Annotated in this window: 13 protein-coding genes; 7 read left to right on the top strand and 6 right to left on the bottom strand. The window is 75.3% G+C overall.

Annotated features, from left to right (window positions below):
- Positions 1-10: 10 nt before the first annotated feature.
- Together ACZ3ZD_RS12990 and ACZ3ZD_RS12985 are read right to left on the bottom strand one after the other, a co-directional pair.
- The gene (locus ACZ3ZD_RS12990) at positions 11-1,918 is read right to left on the bottom strand and encodes a phosphatase PAP2 family protein (protein WP_467396064.1); all 1,908 of its coding nucleotides are present in this window, start codon (positions 1,916-1,918) and stop codon (positions 11-13) included.
- A 447-nt stretch (positions 1,919-2,365) separates the two neighbouring features.
- Entirely contained in the window at positions 2,366-3,007 is a 642-nt protein-coding gene (locus ACZ3ZD_RS12985) for a nucleoside/nucleotide kinase family protein (RefSeq protein WP_467396062.1), read from the bottom strand.
- A 101-nt stretch (positions 3,008-3,108) separates the two neighbouring features.
- Between ACZ3ZD_RS12985 and ACZ3ZD_RS12980 the strand changes: the two genes are divergently transcribed.
- Positions 3,109-3,849 (top strand): HAD family hydrolase, encoded by a 741-nt coding sequence (locus ACZ3ZD_RS12980; protein ID WP_467396060.1) that lies wholly within the window; start codon positions 3,109-3,111, stop codon positions 3,847-3,849.
- Positions 3,846-6,200, top strand: coding sequence for a glycoside hydrolase family 65 protein (locus ACZ3ZD_RS12975; protein ID WP_467396058.1), 2,355 nt, complete (start codon positions 3,846-3,848; stop codon positions 6,198-6,200). Before ACZ3ZD_RS12980 ends, ACZ3ZD_RS12975 begins: the two co-directional genes overlap by 4 nt.
- Before the next feature lie 111 nt (positions 6,201-6,311).
- On the opposite strand, the gene ACZ3ZD_RS12970 is transcribed toward ACZ3ZD_RS12975, so the two are convergent.
- Complete coding sequence (locus tag ACZ3ZD_RS12970) at positions 6,312-6,692, bottom strand: BlaI/MecI/CopY family transcriptional regulator (protein ID WP_467396056.1); 381 nt, start codon at positions 6,690-6,692, stop codon at positions 6,312-6,314.
- Positions 6,693-6,857: 165 nt separating this feature from the next.
- On the opposite strand from ACZ3ZD_RS12970, the gene ACZ3ZD_RS12965 reads away from it, so the two are divergent.
- The 3 genes from ACZ3ZD_RS12965 to ACZ3ZD_RS12955 all read left to right on the top strand — a co-directional run bounded on the left by ACZ3ZD_RS12965 (position 6,858) and on the right by ACZ3ZD_RS12955 (position 9,929).
- Complete coding sequence (locus ACZ3ZD_RS12965; RefSeq protein WP_467396054.1) at positions 6,858-8,417, top strand: hypothetical protein; 1,560 nt, start codon at positions 6,858-6,860, stop codon at positions 8,415-8,417.
- Positions 8,414-9,358 (top strand): lysylphosphatidylglycerol synthase domain-containing protein, encoded by a 945-nt coding sequence (locus ACZ3ZD_RS12960; protein ID WP_467396052.1) that lies wholly within the window; start codon positions 8,414-8,416, stop codon positions 9,356-9,358. The genes ACZ3ZD_RS12965 and ACZ3ZD_RS12960 overlap by 4 nt, the downstream gene beginning before the upstream one ends.
- Positions 9,359-9,440: 82 nt before the next feature.
- Entirely contained in the window at positions 9,441-9,929 is a 489-nt protein-coding gene (locus ACZ3ZD_RS12955) for a DUF5709 domain-containing protein (protein WP_467396050.1), read from the top strand.
- Positions 9,930-10,008: 79 nt separating this feature from the next.
- On the opposite strand, the gene ACZ3ZD_RS12950 is transcribed toward ACZ3ZD_RS12955, so the two are convergent.
- Positions 10,009-10,215, bottom strand: coding sequence for a hypothetical protein (locus ACZ3ZD_RS12950; protein ID WP_467396048.1), 207 nt, complete (start codon positions 10,213-10,215; stop codon positions 10,009-10,011).
- A 225-nt stretch (positions 10,216-10,440) separates the two neighbouring features.
- Between ACZ3ZD_RS12950 and ACZ3ZD_RS12945 the strand changes: the two genes are divergently transcribed.
- On the top strand, positions 10,441-12,276 hold the full coding sequence (locus tag ACZ3ZD_RS12945) for a glycoside hydrolase family 15 protein (RefSeq protein ID WP_467396046.1): 1,836 nt from the start codon (positions 10,441-10,443) through the stop codon (positions 12,274-12,276).
- Positions 12,277-12,377: 101 nt separating this feature from the next.
- Positions 12,378-12,614, top strand: a complete 237-nt coding sequence (locus ACZ3ZD_RS12940) for a hypothetical protein (protein ID WP_467396044.1) — start codon at positions 12,378-12,380, stop codon at positions 12,612-12,614.
- A 126-nt stretch (positions 12,615-12,740) separates the two neighbouring features.
- Here the strand turns inward: ACZ3ZD_RS12940 and ACZ3ZD_RS12935 are convergent, their stop codons facing one another.
- Complete coding sequence (locus ACZ3ZD_RS12935) at positions 12,741-15,476, bottom strand: SpoIIE family protein phosphatase (RefSeq protein ID WP_467396042.1); 2,736 nt, start codon at positions 15,474-15,476, stop codon at positions 12,741-12,743.
- A 94-nt stretch (positions 15,477-15,570) separates the two neighbouring features.
- Positions 15,571-18,066 (bottom strand): SpoIIE family protein phosphatase, encoded by a 2,496-nt coding sequence (locus tag ACZ3ZD_RS12930; protein WP_467396040.1) that lies wholly within the window; start codon positions 18,064-18,066, stop codon positions 15,571-15,573.
- Positions 18,067-18,155: the final 89 nt, after the last annotated feature.

Raw genomic sequence — 18,155 nt, 5'->3', positions numbered from 1 at the left:
GCCGCGGACGTCACCGCCGCACGAGTCGTACCGACAGACCTTCTGCCGTGTACACGGGTACGGCCCGCAGCGCGTCGGAGTTCACCTCGATCCGGTCGAACCGCCCGGCCAGCCGGGGCGCGGCGAGGACCGGCAGGACGCTGCCCGCCGCCGGCGGCCGCTCGGTGTCCAGCCGCAGCGCCAGCACCGCCGGGCCGCCGAGCACGGCCCGGCACCCGGCCGTCAGCGGTGCCCTGCCGCCGGCCCGCACGGTGACCTCCAGGGTGCCCGCCTCCTGCGCGTAGGCGCCCCGCAGCCGCAGCCGCCGGGCCACCCGCAGCGTGCCGCCGGTCACCCGCACGTCCCCGTGGCCCAACGCGTCCTCGGAGCCGGCCGCCAGCGTGCCCCCGGCCAGCACGGTCCCGCCGGTGTACCGGTTGCGGCCGGTCAGCGTCAGCGCGCCCGTGCCCCGCTTGGTCAGCCCGCCGCGCCCGCCGATGTCGTTGCGCCAGCTGTCCGCCGCCGAGAAACCGCCGGCCGCCGCGTCCATGGTGACGGTGACGGCCGCGTCGAAGGCGCCGTAGCCGTCCGCCGCGGCGAACAGGTCGAGCCGGCCCCACTGCTCGAACCCGTCCAGCAGCGCGTACCCGGAGGGCAGACCGGTGCTGCGCAGCACCTCCCGGCGCTGGCCCGCGGTCAGGTACGGCAGCCGGGTCTCCAGCAGCACCTCCGCGCCCTTGGGCACGGTCAGCGGCAGGTCGCGGCCCTGCCGGGGCAGCACGTACGTCAGCCGGTGCCGCACCGCGCGCCGGTTGGCCTCCCGGTCGGCGTAGGGGTCGTCGGCCGGGTGGGCGTAGGCGTAGAGCGTGTCGGCGGTGGTGCCGGTCCGCGCGGTGAGGTAGGCCAGCGCCTGGGCGCGGGCGGCGGCCTTCAGCCCGGCGTTGGCCGGGTCGGCGAGCGTGGCCGCGGCGAGCGCGGTGGCCATGGTCCGGCCGCCGATGACGTCCACCGGGTGGTGCATGCCGGCCACGATCCGGGTGTGGCTCAGCTCGAACGCGCGGGCCACCAGCTCCTGGAACCGCTCCGGCACGGCGTACGCGTACGCCAGCGCGGCGAGGTGGAAGGCGTTCGTGTGGCCGCTGGGGAAACCGCCGTCCCCGGCGGGGGAGGTGCCGCGCTGGCGCAGCAGCTGCGGGGCCACGACCACGTCGGACGCGTACACCGGGAAGCCGTACGCGTCCGTCCGGCCGGTGTCCACGACCTCGCTGTCCTCGGTCAGCCGCCACGGACGGGGGTACTGGTAGGCGGCCTTGGCCGGGTTGCCGGAGGCGTAGGGGCCGCGCAGGGTGTCGACCAGCTCGGCGACCCTGCCCAGCGCCGAGTCGTGCGCGCCCGCGCCGAGGGCCGAGCCCGCGGGGGCGTCCGCGGGGACCGCGTCGTCGACCGTGGTCGCGGGGGTGCCGTCGGGCGCGCTCGTGATCGAGGTGACCGCCTGGGCGCCCTGCCGGTACGGGCCGGCCAGCGGGCCGAGGCCGGCGATCACGGCGTAGCTCTGGTGCTGGCGGTCGTAGACGAACGCCTCCCGGGCCTGGGCGTCGGTGCGTTCGGCGGTGACGCGCGCGCAGTAGCGCAGGTCGGCGCGGAGGATGTCGGGGCGCAGCGGGACGCCGGTGTTCCACGCCGAGCCGGTCTTCCACAGCCGGCCGAAGCCGCCGAGGACGCGGACCACCGCGTTGGTCTCGGGCGTCAGGTTGGCCGGGGTGTTGGTCCGGTAGTCGTCGACGAACGCGGCCGGCCCGGTCGCGGCCTTCGCGTCGGCCGCCGGCAGCCAGATGGCGATGGCCGGCACGGTGAGCACGCCCGCCGACGCGGCCAGCGAGGTGGTGAGGAACCCGCGCCGGTTCGGAACGGGGGGACGGTGCCCGGCGGTTGACGACATGCCTGTGCCTCTCGAAAAGGGCCCCCGTGAACGCCGGTTCCGCTGTGCGCAGTTGCGCGATCCCGGGGGAAACGCTGGGGAGGTGGGGTGAACGGGTGCATGTCTAGGGCCGGTCCGTGTCCGCCCGGGTGGCCTCCGGCGACCGCGGAGTGTGCACCGGGTGAACGCGCACCCCCACCACACAGAACCAGACGCCACCGCCCACGCGGTGCGCCTCGCCCCCGGCGTTCCCGCCGCTTTCCCGTCCCCCGCGCTCCGGTGCCGCCGAACCCTCGCGTCGCCGTGCTCCCGCATCCGGTGCCGCCGAGCCCCGCGCCTCCGCGCGCACCTCGCGTCCCGCGACCCCGAGCGCCCCGGCACCCCGCGTCCCGCGCCTCCGCGCACCTCGCGCCGCCGAGCCCCACGCCCCCGCACCCCAGCGCGCCCGCACCCCCGCGCCCCCGCGCCTCAGCGCAGTACGCCGGCCGGTATCACCAGATCCGCGTGCTGTCGCGTCGTCGCGACCAAGTCGGCGTTCTGCTGGTCCGGGCCCCGTACCCACGACACGGCCGCCGCGTGCTCCTTGCCGAACTCCTCGTGGCGGGCGACCAGTCGGTGGATGCGTTCCTGCTCGTCGATCTCGCAGAACCACACCTCGTCCAGGCACGGCCGCACCCGCGCCCACGAACCCTCGTCCAGCAGCAGGTAGTTGCCCTCGGTCACCACCAGCCGGGTATCGGGCGGCACCGGGATCGCGCCGGCGACCGGCTGCTCCAGGACCCGCTCGAACCCCGGCGCGTACACCACCTCGCCGGTCTCCTCGCGCAGCCGCCGCAGCAGCGCCGCGTACCCGCCCGCGTCGAAGGTGTCCGGCGCGCCCTTGCGGTGGCGGCGGCCCAGCCGGTCCAGTTCGGCGTCGGCGAGGTGGAAGCCGTCCATGGGCACGTGCGCCACCCAGGGCGGCCCGTCGCCGTTCAGCGCGGCCGTCAGGCGTTCGGCGAGCGTCGTCTTGCCCGCGCCGGGGGCGCCCGCGATGCCGAGCAGGGCGCGCCGGCCGCCCCGGGGCAGGGCGCGGGCGCGCAGGAGGAGGTCGTCGAAGGTCAGCGGCACACCGCAGAGTCTGCCACCGCGCCACCACCCGTCCGCCCCCGCGCGCGGCATGTGGCGTGCGCCACCCACTGGAGTTCCCCGTACGGGGAACAGTCCTGGGTATGACTCAGCTCGGTCTGCCCGACACCATCCAGGCCTGTCTCTTCGACCTCGACGGGGTCGTCACCCGGACGGCCGTCGTGCACGCGGCGGCCTGGAAGGAGACGTTCGACGCGTTCCTGCGCGACTACGACGGCGAGCAGGGACGCCCGTTCGACGCCTCCGCCGACTACGACGAGTACGTCGACGGCCGCCCCCGCGCGGACGGCGTCCGCTCCTTCCTGGCCTCGCGCGGCATCCGGCTGCCCGAGGGCGACCCCGGCGACCCGCCGGACGCCCGGACCGTCCACGGCCTCGGCAACCGCAAGAACGAGCTGCTGCTGGAGAAGATCCGCACCGGGGGAGTGGAGGCGTACGAGGGCACCCTCCGGTATCTGGAGGCGGTCCGCGCCGCCGGCCTGCGCACCGCGATCGTGTCCTCCAGCGCCAACTGCCGGGACGTGCTGCGCGCCGTCGACGCCGAGCACCTCTTCGACGTACGCGTCGACGGCGTGGTGGCCACCGAGCGGAACCTGCCGGGCAAACCGCACCCCGACACCTTCCTCGCCGCCGCCCGCGACCTGGGCGTCGAGGCCTCCCGCGCGGCCGTCTTCGAGGACGCGCTGGCCGGCATGGACGCGGGCCGCGCCGGCGGCTTCGGGTACGTCGTCGGCGTCGACCGGGTCGGCCAGACCGACGCGCTCTACCAGCACGGCGCCGACACCGTCGTACAGGACCTCGCCGAACTGGGAGGCAAGCAGTGATCACCGACCGCTCGTACGCCGTCGAGCCGTGGGCCGTCCGCGAGACCGCCCTCCACCTCGACGTCCTCGCCCAGAGCGAGTCGGTGTTCGCCCTGTCCAACGGACACGTCGGCTGGCGCGGCAACCTCGACGAGGGCGAACCGCACGGCCTGCCCGGCAGCTACCTCAACGGCGTCCACGAGGTGCACCCGCTGCCGTACGCCGAGGCCGGCTACGGCTACCCGGAGTCCGGGCAGACCGTCATCGACGTCACCAACGGCAAGATCCTGCGCCTGCTCGTGGACGACGAGCCCTTCGACCTGCGCTACGGCCGGCTCGTCTCCCACGAACGCGTCCTCGACCTGCGCCGCGGGGTGCTGGAGCGGACCTGCGAGTGGACCTCGCCGGCCGGGTCCACGGTCCGGGTGCGCTCCACCCGGCTGGTGTCGCTGACCCAGCGGGCGGTGGCCGCCGTCGCCTACGAGGTGGAGGCCGTCGGCGACCGCAGCCGGGTGGTGATCCAGTCGGAGCTGGTCGCCAACGAGAGCCTGCCCGAGCCCGACGGCGACCCGCGCGCGGCACGGGCGCTGAGGTCCCCGCTGGAGCAGGAGGACCACTTCGCCTCCGGCAACCGGCTGCGGCTGGTGCACCGCACCAAGCGCAGCGGCCTGCGGGTCGCCGTGGCCGCCGACCACACCGTCACCGGCCCCGAACGCACCACCACCCGCAGCGAGAGCGGAACCGACGTCGCCCGGCTGACCGTCACCTCCGTCCTGGAGCCCGGTCAGACGCTGCGCGTGGAGAAACTGGTCGCGCACGGCTGGTCCGGCACCCGGTCGCTGCCCGCGATGGCCGACCAGGTCGACGCCGCGCTCGCCGCCGCCGGCCACGACGGCTGGCAGGGCCTCCTCGATGACCAGCGGGCCTGCCTGGACGACTTCTGGGCCCGCGCCGACGTCGAGGTGGAGGGCGACGAGGAGGTCCAGCAGGCCGTCCGGTTCGCGCTGTTCCATGTGCTGCAGGCCGGCGCCCGCGCCGAGCAGCGTGCCATCCCGGCGAAGGGACTGACCGGCTCCGGCTACGACGGGCACGCCTTCTGGGACACCGAGATGTTCGTGCTGCCCGTGCTCACCCACACCGCGCCCCAGGCCGTCGCCGAGGCGCTGCGCTGGCGGTACAACACGCTGGACGAGGCCCGCGAACGCGCGGTCCAACTGGGGCTCGCCGGGGCCGCGTTCCCCTGGCGGACCATCGCCGGACCGGAGGGCTCCGCGTACTGGCCGGCCGGCACCGCCGCCTTCCACGTGAACGCCGGCATAGCCGACGCCGTCGTCCGGTACGTCGAGGCCACCGGCGACACCGCCTTCGAGCGGGAGACGGGCGTGGAACTGCTGGTGGAGACCGCCCGGCTGTGGCGGTCGCTGGGCCACCACGACGCGCACGGCGTCTTCCACCTCGACGGCGTCACCGGCCCCGACGAGTACAGCGCGGTCGCCGACGACAACACCTACACCAATCTGATGGCCCGGCAGAACCTGCTGTCCGCGGCCGACGCCGTGGCACGCCATCCGCGCGAGGCGCGGCGGCTCGGCGTGGACGAGGAGGAGAGCGCGGCCTGGCGGGACGCCGCCGACGCCATGCACGTCCCCTACAACGACGAGCTGGGCGTCCACGAACAGCACGCCGGCTTCACCCGCTACCAGCGCTGGGACTTCGCGGGCACCCGCCCCGACCAGTACCCGCTGCTGCTCCACTTCCCCTACTTCGACCTCTACCGCAAGCAGGTCGTCAAACAGGCCGACCTGGTGCTGGCCATGTACACGTGCGGCGACTGGTTCGAGCACCGGTACGACGAGGAGCAGATCGCCCGGAACTTCGCCTACTACGAGCCGCTGACCGTCCGCGACTCCTCCCTGTCGGCCTGCTGCCAGGCCGTCATGGCCGCCCGCACCGGCCATCTGGACCTCGCCTACGCCTACACGTGCGAGGCCGCCCTGATGGACCTTCAGGACCTGGAGCACAACACCCGGGACGGGCTGCACATCGCCTCGCTCGCCGGCACCTGGATGGCCCTGGTCGCGGGCTTCGGCGGGATGCGCCGCGCCGGCGAGCGGCTGCGGTTCGCGCCCCGCCTGCCCGAGCGGCTGCGCAGGCTCGCCTTCCACGTCCAGTTCCGCGGGAGCCGGCTGCGCGTGGACATCGGCGCGGACAAGGTGACGTACGTGCTGCTGGACGGCCCGCCGCTCCGGCTCAGCCACCACGGCGAGGCCCTCACGGTCAGCACCGACGAGCCGGCCGTGCGGTCCGTCCCGCCGGCGCTCCGCCGCCCCACCCCCGCCCAGCCGCCGCACCGCGCCCCGAGCACCGGCTGAGCGCGGCCGCCGACAGCGGCGGGGCGGACGCGGCGCGCCTCACGCATCCCGGCACACGAGCCCTACGACCCCCCGGCGCGTGCGCCTCACGTGCCGGGGGGCGAGCGGACTTCACGCGCCCCCGGCGAGAAGGTCGCGCAGCGCCCGCTCCTGCTCGGGGCTCAGCCCGGTCACGAACTGCCGGAGCGCGGCGATCGGGTCCGGCCCCCGGTCCAGGGCCTCGTGCATCGCCTCCGCGGTCAGCTCGGCCGCGTTCTTGGCGGCCCGGTACGCGCCGCGCCGCCCGTCGGCGTCCCGCAGCACCAGCCCCTTGTCGTACAGGCGTTTGAGGATCGTGTGGACCGTGTTGTAGGCGAGTCCGCCGCCGATGCCCTGCTGGATCTCCGCCGGCGTCAGCGGCCGCTCGGCGGCCCAGAGCGCGGCCAGCACCTCGCTCTCCAGCGCCCCGGCGCTGCGCCGCTCCGGCCTGCCGCGGGACCCTGTGCCAGCCATGCCCCAACCTTACAGCGCGTAGGGCCGTCGGCCGGATGGCCCTGTCTGCCGGGCACCGCCGGGCGGACGTGGTTAGGTTGGTGGTGTTCCCCGGCCCCCTCCCTCGGCCCCGCAGCCCATGGGTGACGGTGGGCCCTACGACTCGCAGGGGACAGAGGGGTGGTCATGGCCGGCAGCGCGCACGCGACAGTCGACACGGCCCGCCGCGCGCGTCCGCGGCGTGCGTCCGCCGGCCCGCCCCGCTCCGCCTGGCCACCGGCGGCCGTCGCCGCCGCCTTCACCCTGGCCCAACTGCTCCTGGTGCGGCCGGGCATGGGCCTCGGCTGGGACGAGTCGGTGTACGTCAGCCAGGTCAGCGGCCATGCTCCCGCGGCCTACTTCAGCGCGCCCCGCGCCCGGGGCATCTCCCTGCTGGTCGCCCCCGTCGCGGCCTGGTCGTCGTCCACCCCCCTGCTGCGGGTCTACCTCGCCCTGCTCTCCGGGCTCGCCCTGTTCGTGGCCCTGCGCGCCTGGCGCGGACTGTTCCCCACCCGCGTCCTCGCCCTCGGCGGCGCCCTGTTCGCCTCCCTGTGGGTGACCCTGTTCTACGGCCCGCAGGCCATGCCCAACTACTGGGTCGCCGTCGGCGCCCTGGCCGCCACCGGCTGCTTCCTGCGCGCCCGTACCCGGCCCACCGCCCTGTGGGGCGTGGCCGGCGGCGCGGCCCTCATGGCGTGGATGCGGCCGATGGACGCGGTGTGGGTGACCCTGCCCCTGCTCGTCCTCGGCCTGGCCCGGGACCACCGGCGGGCCCTGCTCGTCCTGTCGGCCGGGCTCGCCGCCGGTGCCGCCGAGTGGTTGGTCGAGGCGTACACCGGCTACGGCGGCCTGGCGCGCCGGCTGTCCGACGGCTCGGCGATCCAGGGCGGCCTCGGCTGGCACCTGGCCGTCGTGGACCAACTGCGCAGCCTGGGCGGGCGCACGCTGTGCCGGCCCTGCACCGGCGCCCTGCCGCACCCGCTGCTCACCCTCTGGTGGTGCACCCTGCCCCTGCTCGCCGCGCTCGCCCTGGCCGTCGCCGTCCGCGCCCGGCGCACGACGGCCACCGCCCTCCCGCTCGGCTGCGCGGCGACCGCCGCCTTCCCCTACCTCTTCCTGATCGGCTACGCGGCCCCCCGCTTCCTCCTACCCGCCTACGCCCTGCTCGCCCTCCCGGTCGCGGACGCCCTCCTGCACCTGGCGACGGCCCCGCCGCGCCCGCCCCGCCGGCTCCGGCGCGCCACCCCGCGCCCGGCTGTGGCGCCGGTGCCGGTCCCGCACCTGCCCCGGCGCGCGACCCTGCCCAGGGCCCGGCCGGTCGGTGCGGTCCTGGTCTGCGCCGGGCTCGCCGTGCACCTCGCGGTACAGTTCGCCGTGCTCCGGCACACCGTGGACGCCACCACCGCCGCCCACCGGGAGTGGGCGCGCACCGCGAACGACCTGCGCCGCACCGGCGTGCGGCCGCCCTGCCTGGTCGCCGGCGCCGAGGCACCGCCGATCGCGTTCGCCGCCGGCTGCGCCTCGGTCGCGACGGCCGGGCCCAACGCCAACACCACCGAGGACGGCATCACAGGGGCCGCCCGGCGCACACCGGTCGCCGTACTCGTCCCGGCCGGCTCCGCGCCGCCCCGCTACGCCCGCGACTGGCCGTCCGTCCCCTCCGGCACGATGCGCGTCTACTACGCCGTACCGGGCGCCGGCTCATGACGGCGCCCGCACTCTCCGCCGGCCTCGGCCGCCGGCACGCCCGCTGGCAGGCCGGCGTCTGCCTCGCCGTCCTGCTCGGCGCGGTGTACCTGGGCCGCCGGCACTGGCCCGCCGTCGAGAGCGGGGCCGACCGGCTGGCCGTCGCCGACCAGGGCTGGCTGCTGGTCGGCGCGGCTGCGGCCCTGGGCACCTGGGTGGCCTCGGCGTTCGCCCAGCAGGGCGCCGTCGTCCCGCGGCTGCCGGGGCCCCGGCTGCTCGCGGCCCAGTTCGCCGCCTCCGCCGCCAACCACCTGCTGCCCGCGGGGCTCGGCGCGGGCGCGGTGAACCTGCGGTTCCTGATGCGCTGCGGGCTGCCGGCCGGGCGCTCGGCCGGCGCGCTCGCCGTCAAGGCCGCCGCCGGTGCGACCGCCCGCCTGACCCTGCTCGCGCTGCTCGCCCCCGCCTGCCCGGGCCTGCTGCACCTGCCGCACATCCCGCCGACGGCGGTCGCCGTCGCCCTGGGCGTCGCCGTCCTCGCGGCGGCCCTGCTCGCCAGTCCCCTGTGGCCGCGCTGCCGGCGGCCGCTCGCCGCCGTCCTGGCCGACATCCGCGCGCTGCACGCCTGCCCGGTCCGCGCGGCGGCCCTGTGGGGCGGCTCCGCGGCCTTCGCCCTGCTGCACGCACTGGTCCTCATCGCCGTCACCCGGGCCGTCGGTCTGCCCCTCGGCCCGCTCCAGGTCGCCCTGCTGTACCTCGCGGCCAGCAGCGCCGCGGCCCTGCTGCCCACACCGGGCGGCCTCGGCTCGCTGGACGCCGCGCTGGCCCTCGCCCTCACCGCCGCCGGCACCCCGGGCGCCGCCGCCGCGTCCGCCGTGCTCGGCTACCGCCTGCTGACCGTGTGGCTGCCCCTGCTCCCCGGCCTGCTGGTACTGGGGGTGCTGGTGCGCCGCAAGGCCCTGTGAGCACCGGGGGTTAATGATCCGGCCACGGGAAACGCGGACCAGGACCGTCCGAGAACCCCGAGAACTCCCGGAGGAGACGACCATGAGCGACCAGCAGTCCGAGCAGACCCCCATGGCGGACGACGCCTACCAGCCCACCGGCACCAACGAGGAGCAGGAGGACGCCGGGCCCCTGGACCTGCAGGACGCGGTCGGTGAACGCACCTACGACGACATGCTCGACGAGGGCTACTCCCCGCCCGAACGCCCGCTCGGCGTCACCCGGCACGGCACCACCGCCGCCGAGCAGCACGAGGGGGAGACCCTGGACGAACGGCTCGGCCAGGAGGTCCCGGACGTGACCGCGCCGCCCGGCGACGACGTCGGCGACCTGCCCGGCGGCGAGGGCGAGCCGGTCGACCCCGAGGCCGGCGCATCCCGCGCCGGACGACTCGTCGCCCCGGACGAGGGTGCCCACACCGACACCACCAAGGAGGAGGTGGCCCGGGACGTGGGCATCGACGGGGGAGCGGCCGGTGCCGAGGAGGCGGCGATGCACGTCGTACCGGACGAGACGGACCTGCCGGAATAACCCCCGGGCACACCACCGGCCGGGCGTACGTACGCCCGGCCGGTTTCCCCGTGGTGTCCCCGTTGTTCCCCGGACCGCCTCAGGGCAGCAGCTTCTCGATGGCCGCCGAGCCCTCCGACTCCAGCTTGCGACGCGCCCAGTCGAGCGTCTTCGGGTTGACGTCCCTGCCCGCCGCCATCACCAGGTCCTCAGGGGTGACGTCCCCGGGGGGCGCGGAGTGGAGCAGGGCGTCCGGGGTGCAGACGTCGTCCGACGAACGGGACTCTTCGGGTGTGGATGTCGACATGATGCCTCCTCCTCGGTCCGGATGACCGCATCCGTGCCGGTGCCTCCGAACGGAGCACACTCTCACCATTCCCCCACCCGGCGCGGCCTGCATCCGGAAGCGCCCCGGGACAGGGGTGAGGAGCACCTTCCCAGGCCACACGGAACCACTCCCTCCTAAGCTGGAAAACATCCGAAAGCGGGAAAACACCCCACACCGGACCGCACCCCTCACGGGAGGCCGCCGATGGCCCAGACGCCGTATCCCGAGGACGCTCCCCGCGTCTCCCGCTACCTGCCCATCGCCGAACACGGGCTCATCGGCGACCTGCGCACGGTGGCCCTGGTCGGCAGCAACGGCACGATCGACTGGTACTGCTGCCCGTCCTTCGACGCCCCCAGCGTCTTCGCGGCCGTCCTGGACGCCGAACGCGGCGGCAGCTTCGAACTGGCCGCCGCCGTACGCGCCCGCACCAAGCAGTTCTACTTCCCCGACACCAACGTGCTGATCACCCGCTTCTACACCGAGGACGGCGTCGGCGAGGTGCAGGACTTCATGCCGGTCGTCACGGAGAGCGGCGACTCGGGCCGGCACCGGCTGATCCGGCGCGTGGTCTGCGTCCGCGGCACCGTCCCCTTCCGGGTGCTGGTCGCCCCCCGCTTCGACTACGGCGCCGCCCCGCACACCGTGCGGACCCTGGACGGCCTGGTCGTGTTCGAGTCGCCCGCCCAGACGCTGGCGCTCACCTCGACCGTCGCCCTGGAGTGCGACGACCGCGACGCCCGTGCCGACTTCAAGCTCAGCGAGGGCGAGTCCGCGGTGTTCGCCCTCGACCAGGTCGACGGCGCCATCGCCCCGCGCGGCTGCGCCCACGCCGAGGCGGAGCGGGAGTTCAACGCCACGGTCACCTACTGGCGGCACTGGCTGCACCAGTCCCGCTACCGGGGCCGCTGGCGCGAGATGGTGCACCGCTCCGCGCTCACCCTCAAGCTGCTCACCTACGCCCCCACCGGCGCCATCGTCGCGGCCCCCACCACCAGCCTGCCCGAGCAGCTGGGCGGCGAGCGCAACTGGGACTACCGGTACGTGTGGGTGCGGGACGCCGCCTTCGCCGTCTACGCGCTGCTGCGGCTCGGCTTCAGCGGCGAGGCCGAGGCGTTCATGCGGTTCCTGACCACCCACATCAGCCCCGGCTGCGGCGACGGCACCGGCCCGCTGCAGATCATGTACGGCATCGACGGCCGCGCCGACCTGCCCGAACGCGAGCTGCCGCACCTGGAGGGCCACCAGGGCTCGTCCCCGGTCCGGGTCGGCAACGCCGCCGCCGGCCAGCTCCAGCTCGACATCTACGGCGCCCTGATCGATTCCATCTACCTCTACGACAAGTGGGCCCAGCCCATCTCCAGCGGCCAGTGGGACGACGTGTGCGACCTGGTCGACTGGGTCTGCGACCACTGGGACCAGCCCGACGAGGGCGTGTGGGAGACCCGCGGCGGGCGGAAGAACTTCCTCTACTCGCGGCTGATGTGCTGGGTCGCGATCGAGCGGGCCATCCGCCTCGCCACCCACCGGGGCCTGCCGGCCGACCACCGCCGCTGGCGCCAGGCCCGCGACACCATCTACCGGCGGATCATGGACCGCGGCTGGTCGGAGCGCCGCAACGCCTTCGTGCAGTACGAGGGCGGAGACGTCCTGGACGCCTCCCTGCTGATGATGCCGCTCGCCAAGTTCATCGCCCCCACCGACCCCAAGTGGCTGTCCACCCTGGACGCCCTCACCGAGGACCTCGTCTCCGACTCCCTCGTCTACCGCTACGACCCGCAGGCCAGCCCCGACGGCCTCCGCGGCGACGAGGGCACCTTCTCCATCTGCTCGTTCTGGTACGTCGAGGCCCTCGTGCGGGCCGGCCGGCTCGACGAGGCCCGGCTGGCCTTCGAGAAGATGCTCACCTACGCCAACCATCTCGGCCTGTACGCCGAGGAGATCGGCCGCACCGGCGAACAACAGGGCAACTTCCCGCAGGCGTTCACCCACCTCTCCCTGATCAGTGCCGCGTTCAACCTGGACCGGGCCCTCGGCTGAACCATCCCGGTGAGCGGCGAGTAGGGGCCAGGCCGCACGGGTACCCGGGGCCCTGTCGAAAGCGGAACCGACACAGGGTCGACAGAAGGAGGAGACCCCCGATGACCAGCACCAGCGAGACCGGCGACGTCACCGGCACCCGCGACAAGGACTACAACCTCATCTGGTACGTCGAGGCGTGCCTGAGCAACGCCCTGCGTCTGGAGCAGTACATCCAGGACGCCGAACGCGACAAGGACAACGAGGTCGCGGAGCTGTTCCGCAAGGCCCAGTCCGACAGCCGCAAGGGCGCCGAGATCGGCAAGCAGTTGCTGCGGGCGCGGCTCAACGGCGGCTGACCACCGCGCCGCTCACCGCCCCGCTCGGGCGAACCGGGAACCCGGAACGGGCCCGGCGGACCGGACACGTGCCCGGCCGCCGGGCCCGCACCCGCGCCCCCACGGACGTCCCGCACCCCCCGGACCTCAGGGGAGCGGTTGTTCCGCCCAGATCACCTTGCCGTGCGGGGTGTACCGGGTGCCCCAGCGCTCGGCGAGCTGGGCCACGAGGAACAGGCCCCGGCCGCCCTCGTCCGTGCTCGCCGCGTACCGCAGGTGCGGCGAGGTCGTGCTGCTGTCGGAGACCTCGCAGATCAGCGTCCGCTCCCGCAGCAGCCGGACCCCGATCGGGTCGCGCCCGTAGCGGATGGCGTTGGTGACCAGCTCGCTCAGGATCAGCTCCGTCGTGAACGCCAGCTCCTCCAGGCCCCACTCGGCCAGCCGCCGGGTCACCGAGGCCCGTACCTCCGACACCGCCGCCGGGTCGGACGGCACCTCCCACTGGGCGACCCGGTCGTCGCCCAGCACCCGGGTGCGGGCGACGATCAGCGCCACGTCGTCGCTCGGCCGGGCCGGCAGCCGGTCCAGCACGGTACGGCAGGTGTCCTCGGGCGAGGAGCCCGGCGTCCGCAGCAGGGCCTCGCGCAGCAGAGCGAGCCCCTCGTCGATGTCCCGCTCCCGGTCCTCCACCAGACCGTCGGTGTACAGCACCAGCCGGCTGTCCTCCGCCAGCTCCAGCTCGGCCGTCTCGAACGGCAGCCCGCCCAGGCCCAGCGGCGGACCCGCGGGCACCTCCGGGAACTCCACGGAGCCGTCCGGGTGCACCAGCGCGGGCGGCGGATGGCCGGCCCGGGCCAGGGTGCACCGCCGGGACACCGGATCGTAGATCGCGTACAGGCAGGTCGCCCCCGTCACCACGGCCCCGCCCGTCGCCGGCGTCTCGTCCTGGTCGAGCCGGCCGACCAGCTCGTCCAGCAGACCGAGCAGCTCGTCCGGGGGCAGGTCGAGGGAGGAGAAGTTGTGCACGGCCGTACGCAGCCGGCCCATGGTCGCCGCCGCGTGCAGCCCGTGCCCCACCACGTCCCCGACGACGAGGGCCACCCGGGCACCCGACAGCGGCAGCACGTCGAACCAGTCGCCGCCCACGCCGGCCTGCGCCGGCAGATACCGGTAGGCGAGGTCCAGGGCGCCCTGCTCGGGCAGGGTGCGCGGCAGCAGACTGCGCTGCAACGTGACCGCCATGCTGTGCTCGCGGGTGTACCGCCGGGCGTTGTCGATCGACACCGCGGCCCGCGCCACCAGCTCCTCCGCGAGCGCCAGCTCCTCGGAGTCGAACGGCTGCGGCTTCTCCACGCGCCAGAAGTTCGCCAGGCCCAGCACCAGACTGCCCGCCCGCAGCGGCACGGTGATCAGCGAGTGGATGCCGTACGCCAGCACCCGGTCGGTGCGCTCCAGGTCCTGCGCCCGCCAGCCGGGCTCGTCGCGCAGCCGCTCCACCACCACCGACTGCCCGGTGGTCAGGGCACGGGCCTGCGGCGAGGTGGCCACGAACCGGATCCGCTCGCCGACCGGGTACAGCGGGGAGTCCTTGCGGACGCCCGCGCAGGACGTGCGGCGCAGCGCCGTCCCGGGCCGCGGCTCCTCACCGCTCAGCACCGCGTCGAACAGGTCCACCGTCGCGAAGTCCGCGAACCGGGGCACCGCCAGCTCGGCCAGTTCCTCCGCGGTCCGGGTCACGTCCAGGCTGGTGCCGATGCCCACCCCGGCGTCGTACAGCATGTTCAGCCGCTCCCGGGCCACGTCCGCCCGCCCCGACAGGGCACGCAGCTCGGTGGAGTCGCGCAGCGTGGTGACGCTGCCGGGCGGGCCGCCGCGCAGGTCGGTGGGGCGCTGGTTGATCGCCAGCAGGCGGTCCTTGACCAGGTGCACCTCGTCGGTGGCGACCCGGCCCGAGCCCAGCAGCCCCGCCGTCTCGTCGTCCAGGCCCAGCTCCCGCACATGCCGCCGCTCGGCGTCCGCCGGCAGGTCCAGCAGGCGGTGCGCCTCGTCGTTGGCGAGCAGCAGCCGGCCGTCGCCGCCGACGATCAGCACACCCTCGCGGACCGCGTGCAGCACCGCGTCGTGGTGCTCGTACATCCGGGTCATCTCGTACGGCCCGAGGCCGTGCGTCTGGCGCAGCAGGCGCCTGCTGACCAGCGCCGTGCCCGCCGTGGCCAGCGCGAGCGCCACGGCCGCCGCGGCGAGCAGCAACGGCAGCTGCTGGTCGGCGGCCCCGCCGACGTGCGCCGTGGTGATGCCCGCCGACACCAGGCCCACCACCTTTCCGGCGGCGTCCTTCACCGGCACCACGACCTGCACCAGCGGTCCTATCGTGCCGGTGATGTGCTCGGTGACCGTGCCGCCCGCCACCGCCGGGCCGATCGTGCCCACGAACTTCTTGCCGATGCGGTCCGGGTTCGGATGTGTGTAGCGGACCCCGTCGGTGTTCATCACCACGATGAAGTCCACCCCGGCCGCCCTGCGCGCGGCCTCCGCGCGCGGCTGCAGTACGGCCGTGGGATCCGCGGAGCGCAGCGCGGATACCGTGCCGGGCGCGTGGGCGAAGGTCTCGGCCACGGCGAGGGAACGGTTCGTCGCCTCCGTGTCGCTGTCGTGCCGCACCTGGAGGACCTGCGCCACCACCGCCGAGACGACCAGCAGCAGCACGATCACCACCTGCAGGAGGAACACCTGACCGGCCACACTGCGCCCGGTCACCGCGGACCACAGCACCCCCGGCCGACTGCCCCGGCCGCCCGGCTGCCGCGGCGGGCTGTGCGGTGCGCGCGGGTGCCCGAGAGAACGGGGCGGCCGAGACACGGGCCGGCCGGGCAGTCGCACCATGTGCCCATGTCTACACTGCCCGGCGCCTTCAGGCGAGACCGTCCCCCGAGCCACCGGCCGCCGACCGGAGTTCCGGGGGCCGGCGCGGCCGGGTTCAGGGGCCGGGGAGCGCGCGGCGGGCGGCGAGCAGGAGGGCGACGTCGTCGGGGCGGTCGGTGGCGTGCCGGGCGGTGGCCGTGAGCCGGTCGGCGACCCCGGCCAGGGACCGCCCACCGCGCCGGCCGGCGGCGGCACCGGCCCTGGCGAGCGCCAGCCGCAGCTCGGTGATGCCGTCGTCGACGTCGGCGCCGGGCCGCTCCACCAGGCCGTCGGTGTACAGGGCGAGGATCGCGTCCGGCTCCAGCAGCAGCTCGGTCACCGGGTACCGGGCCTGCGGATCCACCCCGAGGACGACACCCCCGGGTATGTCCAGCGCCCGGGTGTCGCCGTCGGGGGCCCGCAGCAACGGGGGCAGATGGCCGGCCCGGGCGATCCGGGCCCGGCCGGTGGCGGGGTCGAGGCGCAGGTAGCAGCAGCTGGCGAACTGGCCCGGATCCAGGTCGATCAGTAGGTGGTTGGAGCCGCTCAGCACCTCGTCCGGCGGCCGGTCGCCCAGCGCGAACGCGCGGACCGCGCTGCGCAGCTGGCCCATGGTGGCCGCCGCCTGCACCCCGTGCCCCTGCACATCGCCGATGACCAGCGCCAGCCCGTCCCCGGCCTCGACCACGTCGTACCAGTCACCGCCCACGTCCAGTCCCTGCGTGCCCGGCAGATAGCGGCCCGCCGTCTCCACCCGCGGATGCGCCGACAGCCGCCGCGGCAGCAGCGCCTGCTGCAGGCCGCGGGCGAGGGCCGCCTCGTCGTCGTAGCGCCGGGCCCGCTCCATCGCGTGCGCGATCAGCCCGGCGAGCGCGGTGAGGACCGTGCGCTCCTCCGTGCTGAAGCTGCGCTCGCGGTCGAAGCCGAGGATGCAGGAGCCGACCGGCCGGCCGGAGGCGATCAGCGGCAGGAAGGCACGCGCCCCCTCGTCCGCGTCGAGCGCGATGCCCGGGTAGCCCGCCGCGATCTGCCCCATGGACTCGAAGAACAGCGGCCGGCCGGTGGTCAGCGTTTCCACCCCGGGCAGGTGGGCGTCGAGGCCGACGCCTTCGAACGCGACGAGGAAGCCCTGCGGGAACCCGGTCTCCCAGGCCAGGTACAGATGCCGGTCCTGGAGCAGGTAGATGGCCAGCCGCCGGCCGCCGAACGCGGGCAGCAGCTCCTGCATCACCACCTCCGACACCTGCCGGGCGGTCACCGCGTCCGTCAGCGCGATGGCCAGCGCGATCGGCCGGTACAGCGGCGTCATCGCGTGACCGCGGGCCAGTGCGCCCGCCGCGACGGGCGCGTCCGGGGCTGCCTCCCACGTGGCGTCCACACGGCTGGCCGGGACGAGGGTGCAGGCCAGCAGGTCCGGGCCGGGGTGCACCGACACGGCCAGCCAGTCGCCCTCGGCGGGTGCGTCCCGTTCCCCGGCCGGCCGCCGGGCGTGGAAGTGCACCGGCTCGGTGGAGAGCAGGGCACCGCGCAGATGGTCGTCGTACGGCGGCCCGGTCAGCCAGGGCAGCGCCTCCCACAACGGCCGCCCGAGCAGCGCCTCCCGCGGCCGGCCCGTCAGCCGGGCCGCGGCCGGGTTGACGTACACGAGCAGCCCCAGCCGGTCCAGGCAGAACACGCCCTGCGGCAGCAGGTCGGCCGCGCCGTCCGCGGCGGCGGAGGTACCGGGGTCGTACACCACCCCGCCGATCGCCGGCCCCGCCCGGTCGGGCGGCCGCAGGTCCAGCAGCCGCGGTGTGCCGTCCCGGGCGCGCAGGCCGAGCGGTGCGAGCGGCGGTTTCCCGGCGGCGGCGTCGCGCAGCGCGGCCAGGATCCGGTGCGCGTCGGCCGGGGCCACGGCGTCCGCGAGCGCCGCCGCCGTCCCCGCGAACTCGCCGGGCCGCAGACCGAGCAGTGCGTGCAGCCGGTCGTCCGCGTGGACCAGGGACCTCGTCGGGTCCCAGCTGAACCGTCCTATGGCGGCCCGCGCGGGCCGGCTCGGGGGCGGCCGCAGGCACAGCGGCTCCGCGTCCCAGGACACCGCGTCCTCGTCGCCGTCGGTCAGGCCGAGCAGGTCGGCGCCCAGGCCGTCGGTCAGCCGGGTGAGCACCTCCCGGTCGACGAGTTCCTCCACGGTGTCCGCCACCGCCGGGTGCAGCACGCTGAGCACGCCGAGCGGCTCCGTCCGGCCGGGCACCGGCACGTGCGCGGACCCGAACGGGAAGGGCAGACCGGCCGCGAACTGGGGATAGCGGCGCATGGTCTCGGTGGCGTTCGGGAGGATCACCTGGGTGCCGAGCCGGTAGGCCTCGGCGACCGGGAACGGCCGGTCGACGTGCAGCCGCCACCAGGGCTTGAACAGCGGGCCGGGCAGTCCCACGAGCACCGCGAGGCGCAGCAGGCCCGGGCTGCCGGACCGCAGGTACACCCCCGCCACCCGGCCGCCGGCCCCGGTGAGGGCGCCGGTCGAGGCGTCGGCCAGCAGCGCGGTCAGCCGGGCCCGCGTACGGACGGCCCGCTCGTCGCTCCCGGCCATCGGCCCTACCTCGTCCCGTGCGCCTCCGGGTGGATGACACAGCAAGAATGCGCCACGAGACGCGCGGAACGCACCTGGACGCCCCCGCG

The sequence above is a fragment of the Streptomyces sp. NPDC023481 genome (assembly GCF_055560195.1).
Note: the sequence above shows the minus strand (reverse complement) of the source record. Positions and strands in the feature narration are given on the sequence as shown.

Bases quoted from the DNA above. Each gene is read 5' to 3' on its own strand.
- ACZ3ZD_RS12990 (WP_467396064.1), bottom strand. From the start codon at position 1,918: ATGTCGTCAACCGCCGGGCACCGTCCCCCCGTTCCGAACCGGCGCGGG.
- ACZ3ZD_RS12980 (WP_467396060.1), top strand. From the start codon at position 3,109: ATGACTCAGCTCGGTCTGCCCGACACCATCCAGGCCTGTCTCTTCGAC.
- ACZ3ZD_RS12970 (WP_467396056.1), bottom strand. From the start codon at position 6,692: ATGGCTGGCACAGGGTCCCGCGGCAGGCCGGAGCGGCGCAGCGCCGGG.
- ACZ3ZD_RS12965 (WP_467396054.1), top strand. From the start codon at position 6,858: ATGGCCGGCAGCGCGCACGCGACAGTCGACACGGCCCGCCGCGCGCGT.
- ACZ3ZD_RS12960 (WP_467396052.1), top strand. From the start codon at position 8,414: ATGACGGCGCCCGCACTCTCCGCCGGCCTCGGCCGCCGGCACGCCCGC.
- ACZ3ZD_RS12955 (WP_467396050.1), top strand. From the start codon at position 9,441: ATGAGCGACCAGCAGTCCGAGCAGACCCCCATGGCGGACGACGCCTAC.
- ACZ3ZD_RS12950 (WP_467396048.1), bottom strand. From the start codon at position 10,215: ATGTCGACATCCACACCCGAAGAGTCCCGTTCGTCGGACGACGTCTGC.
- ACZ3ZD_RS12945 (WP_467396046.1), top strand. From the start codon at position 10,441: ATGGCCCAGACGCCGTATCCCGAGGACGCTCCCCGCGTCTCCCGCTAC.
- ACZ3ZD_RS12940 (WP_467396044.1), top strand. From the start codon at position 12,378: ATGACCAGCACCAGCGAGACCGGCGACGTCACCGGCACCCGCGACAAG.
- ACZ3ZD_RS12935 (WP_467396042.1), bottom strand. From the start codon at position 15,476: ATGGTGCGACTGCCCGGCCGGCCCGTGTCTCGGCCGCCCCGTTCTCTC.
- ACZ3ZD_RS12930 (WP_467396040.1), bottom strand. From the start codon at position 18,066: ATGGCCGGGAGCGACGAGCGGGCCGTCCGTACGCGGGCCCGGCTGACC.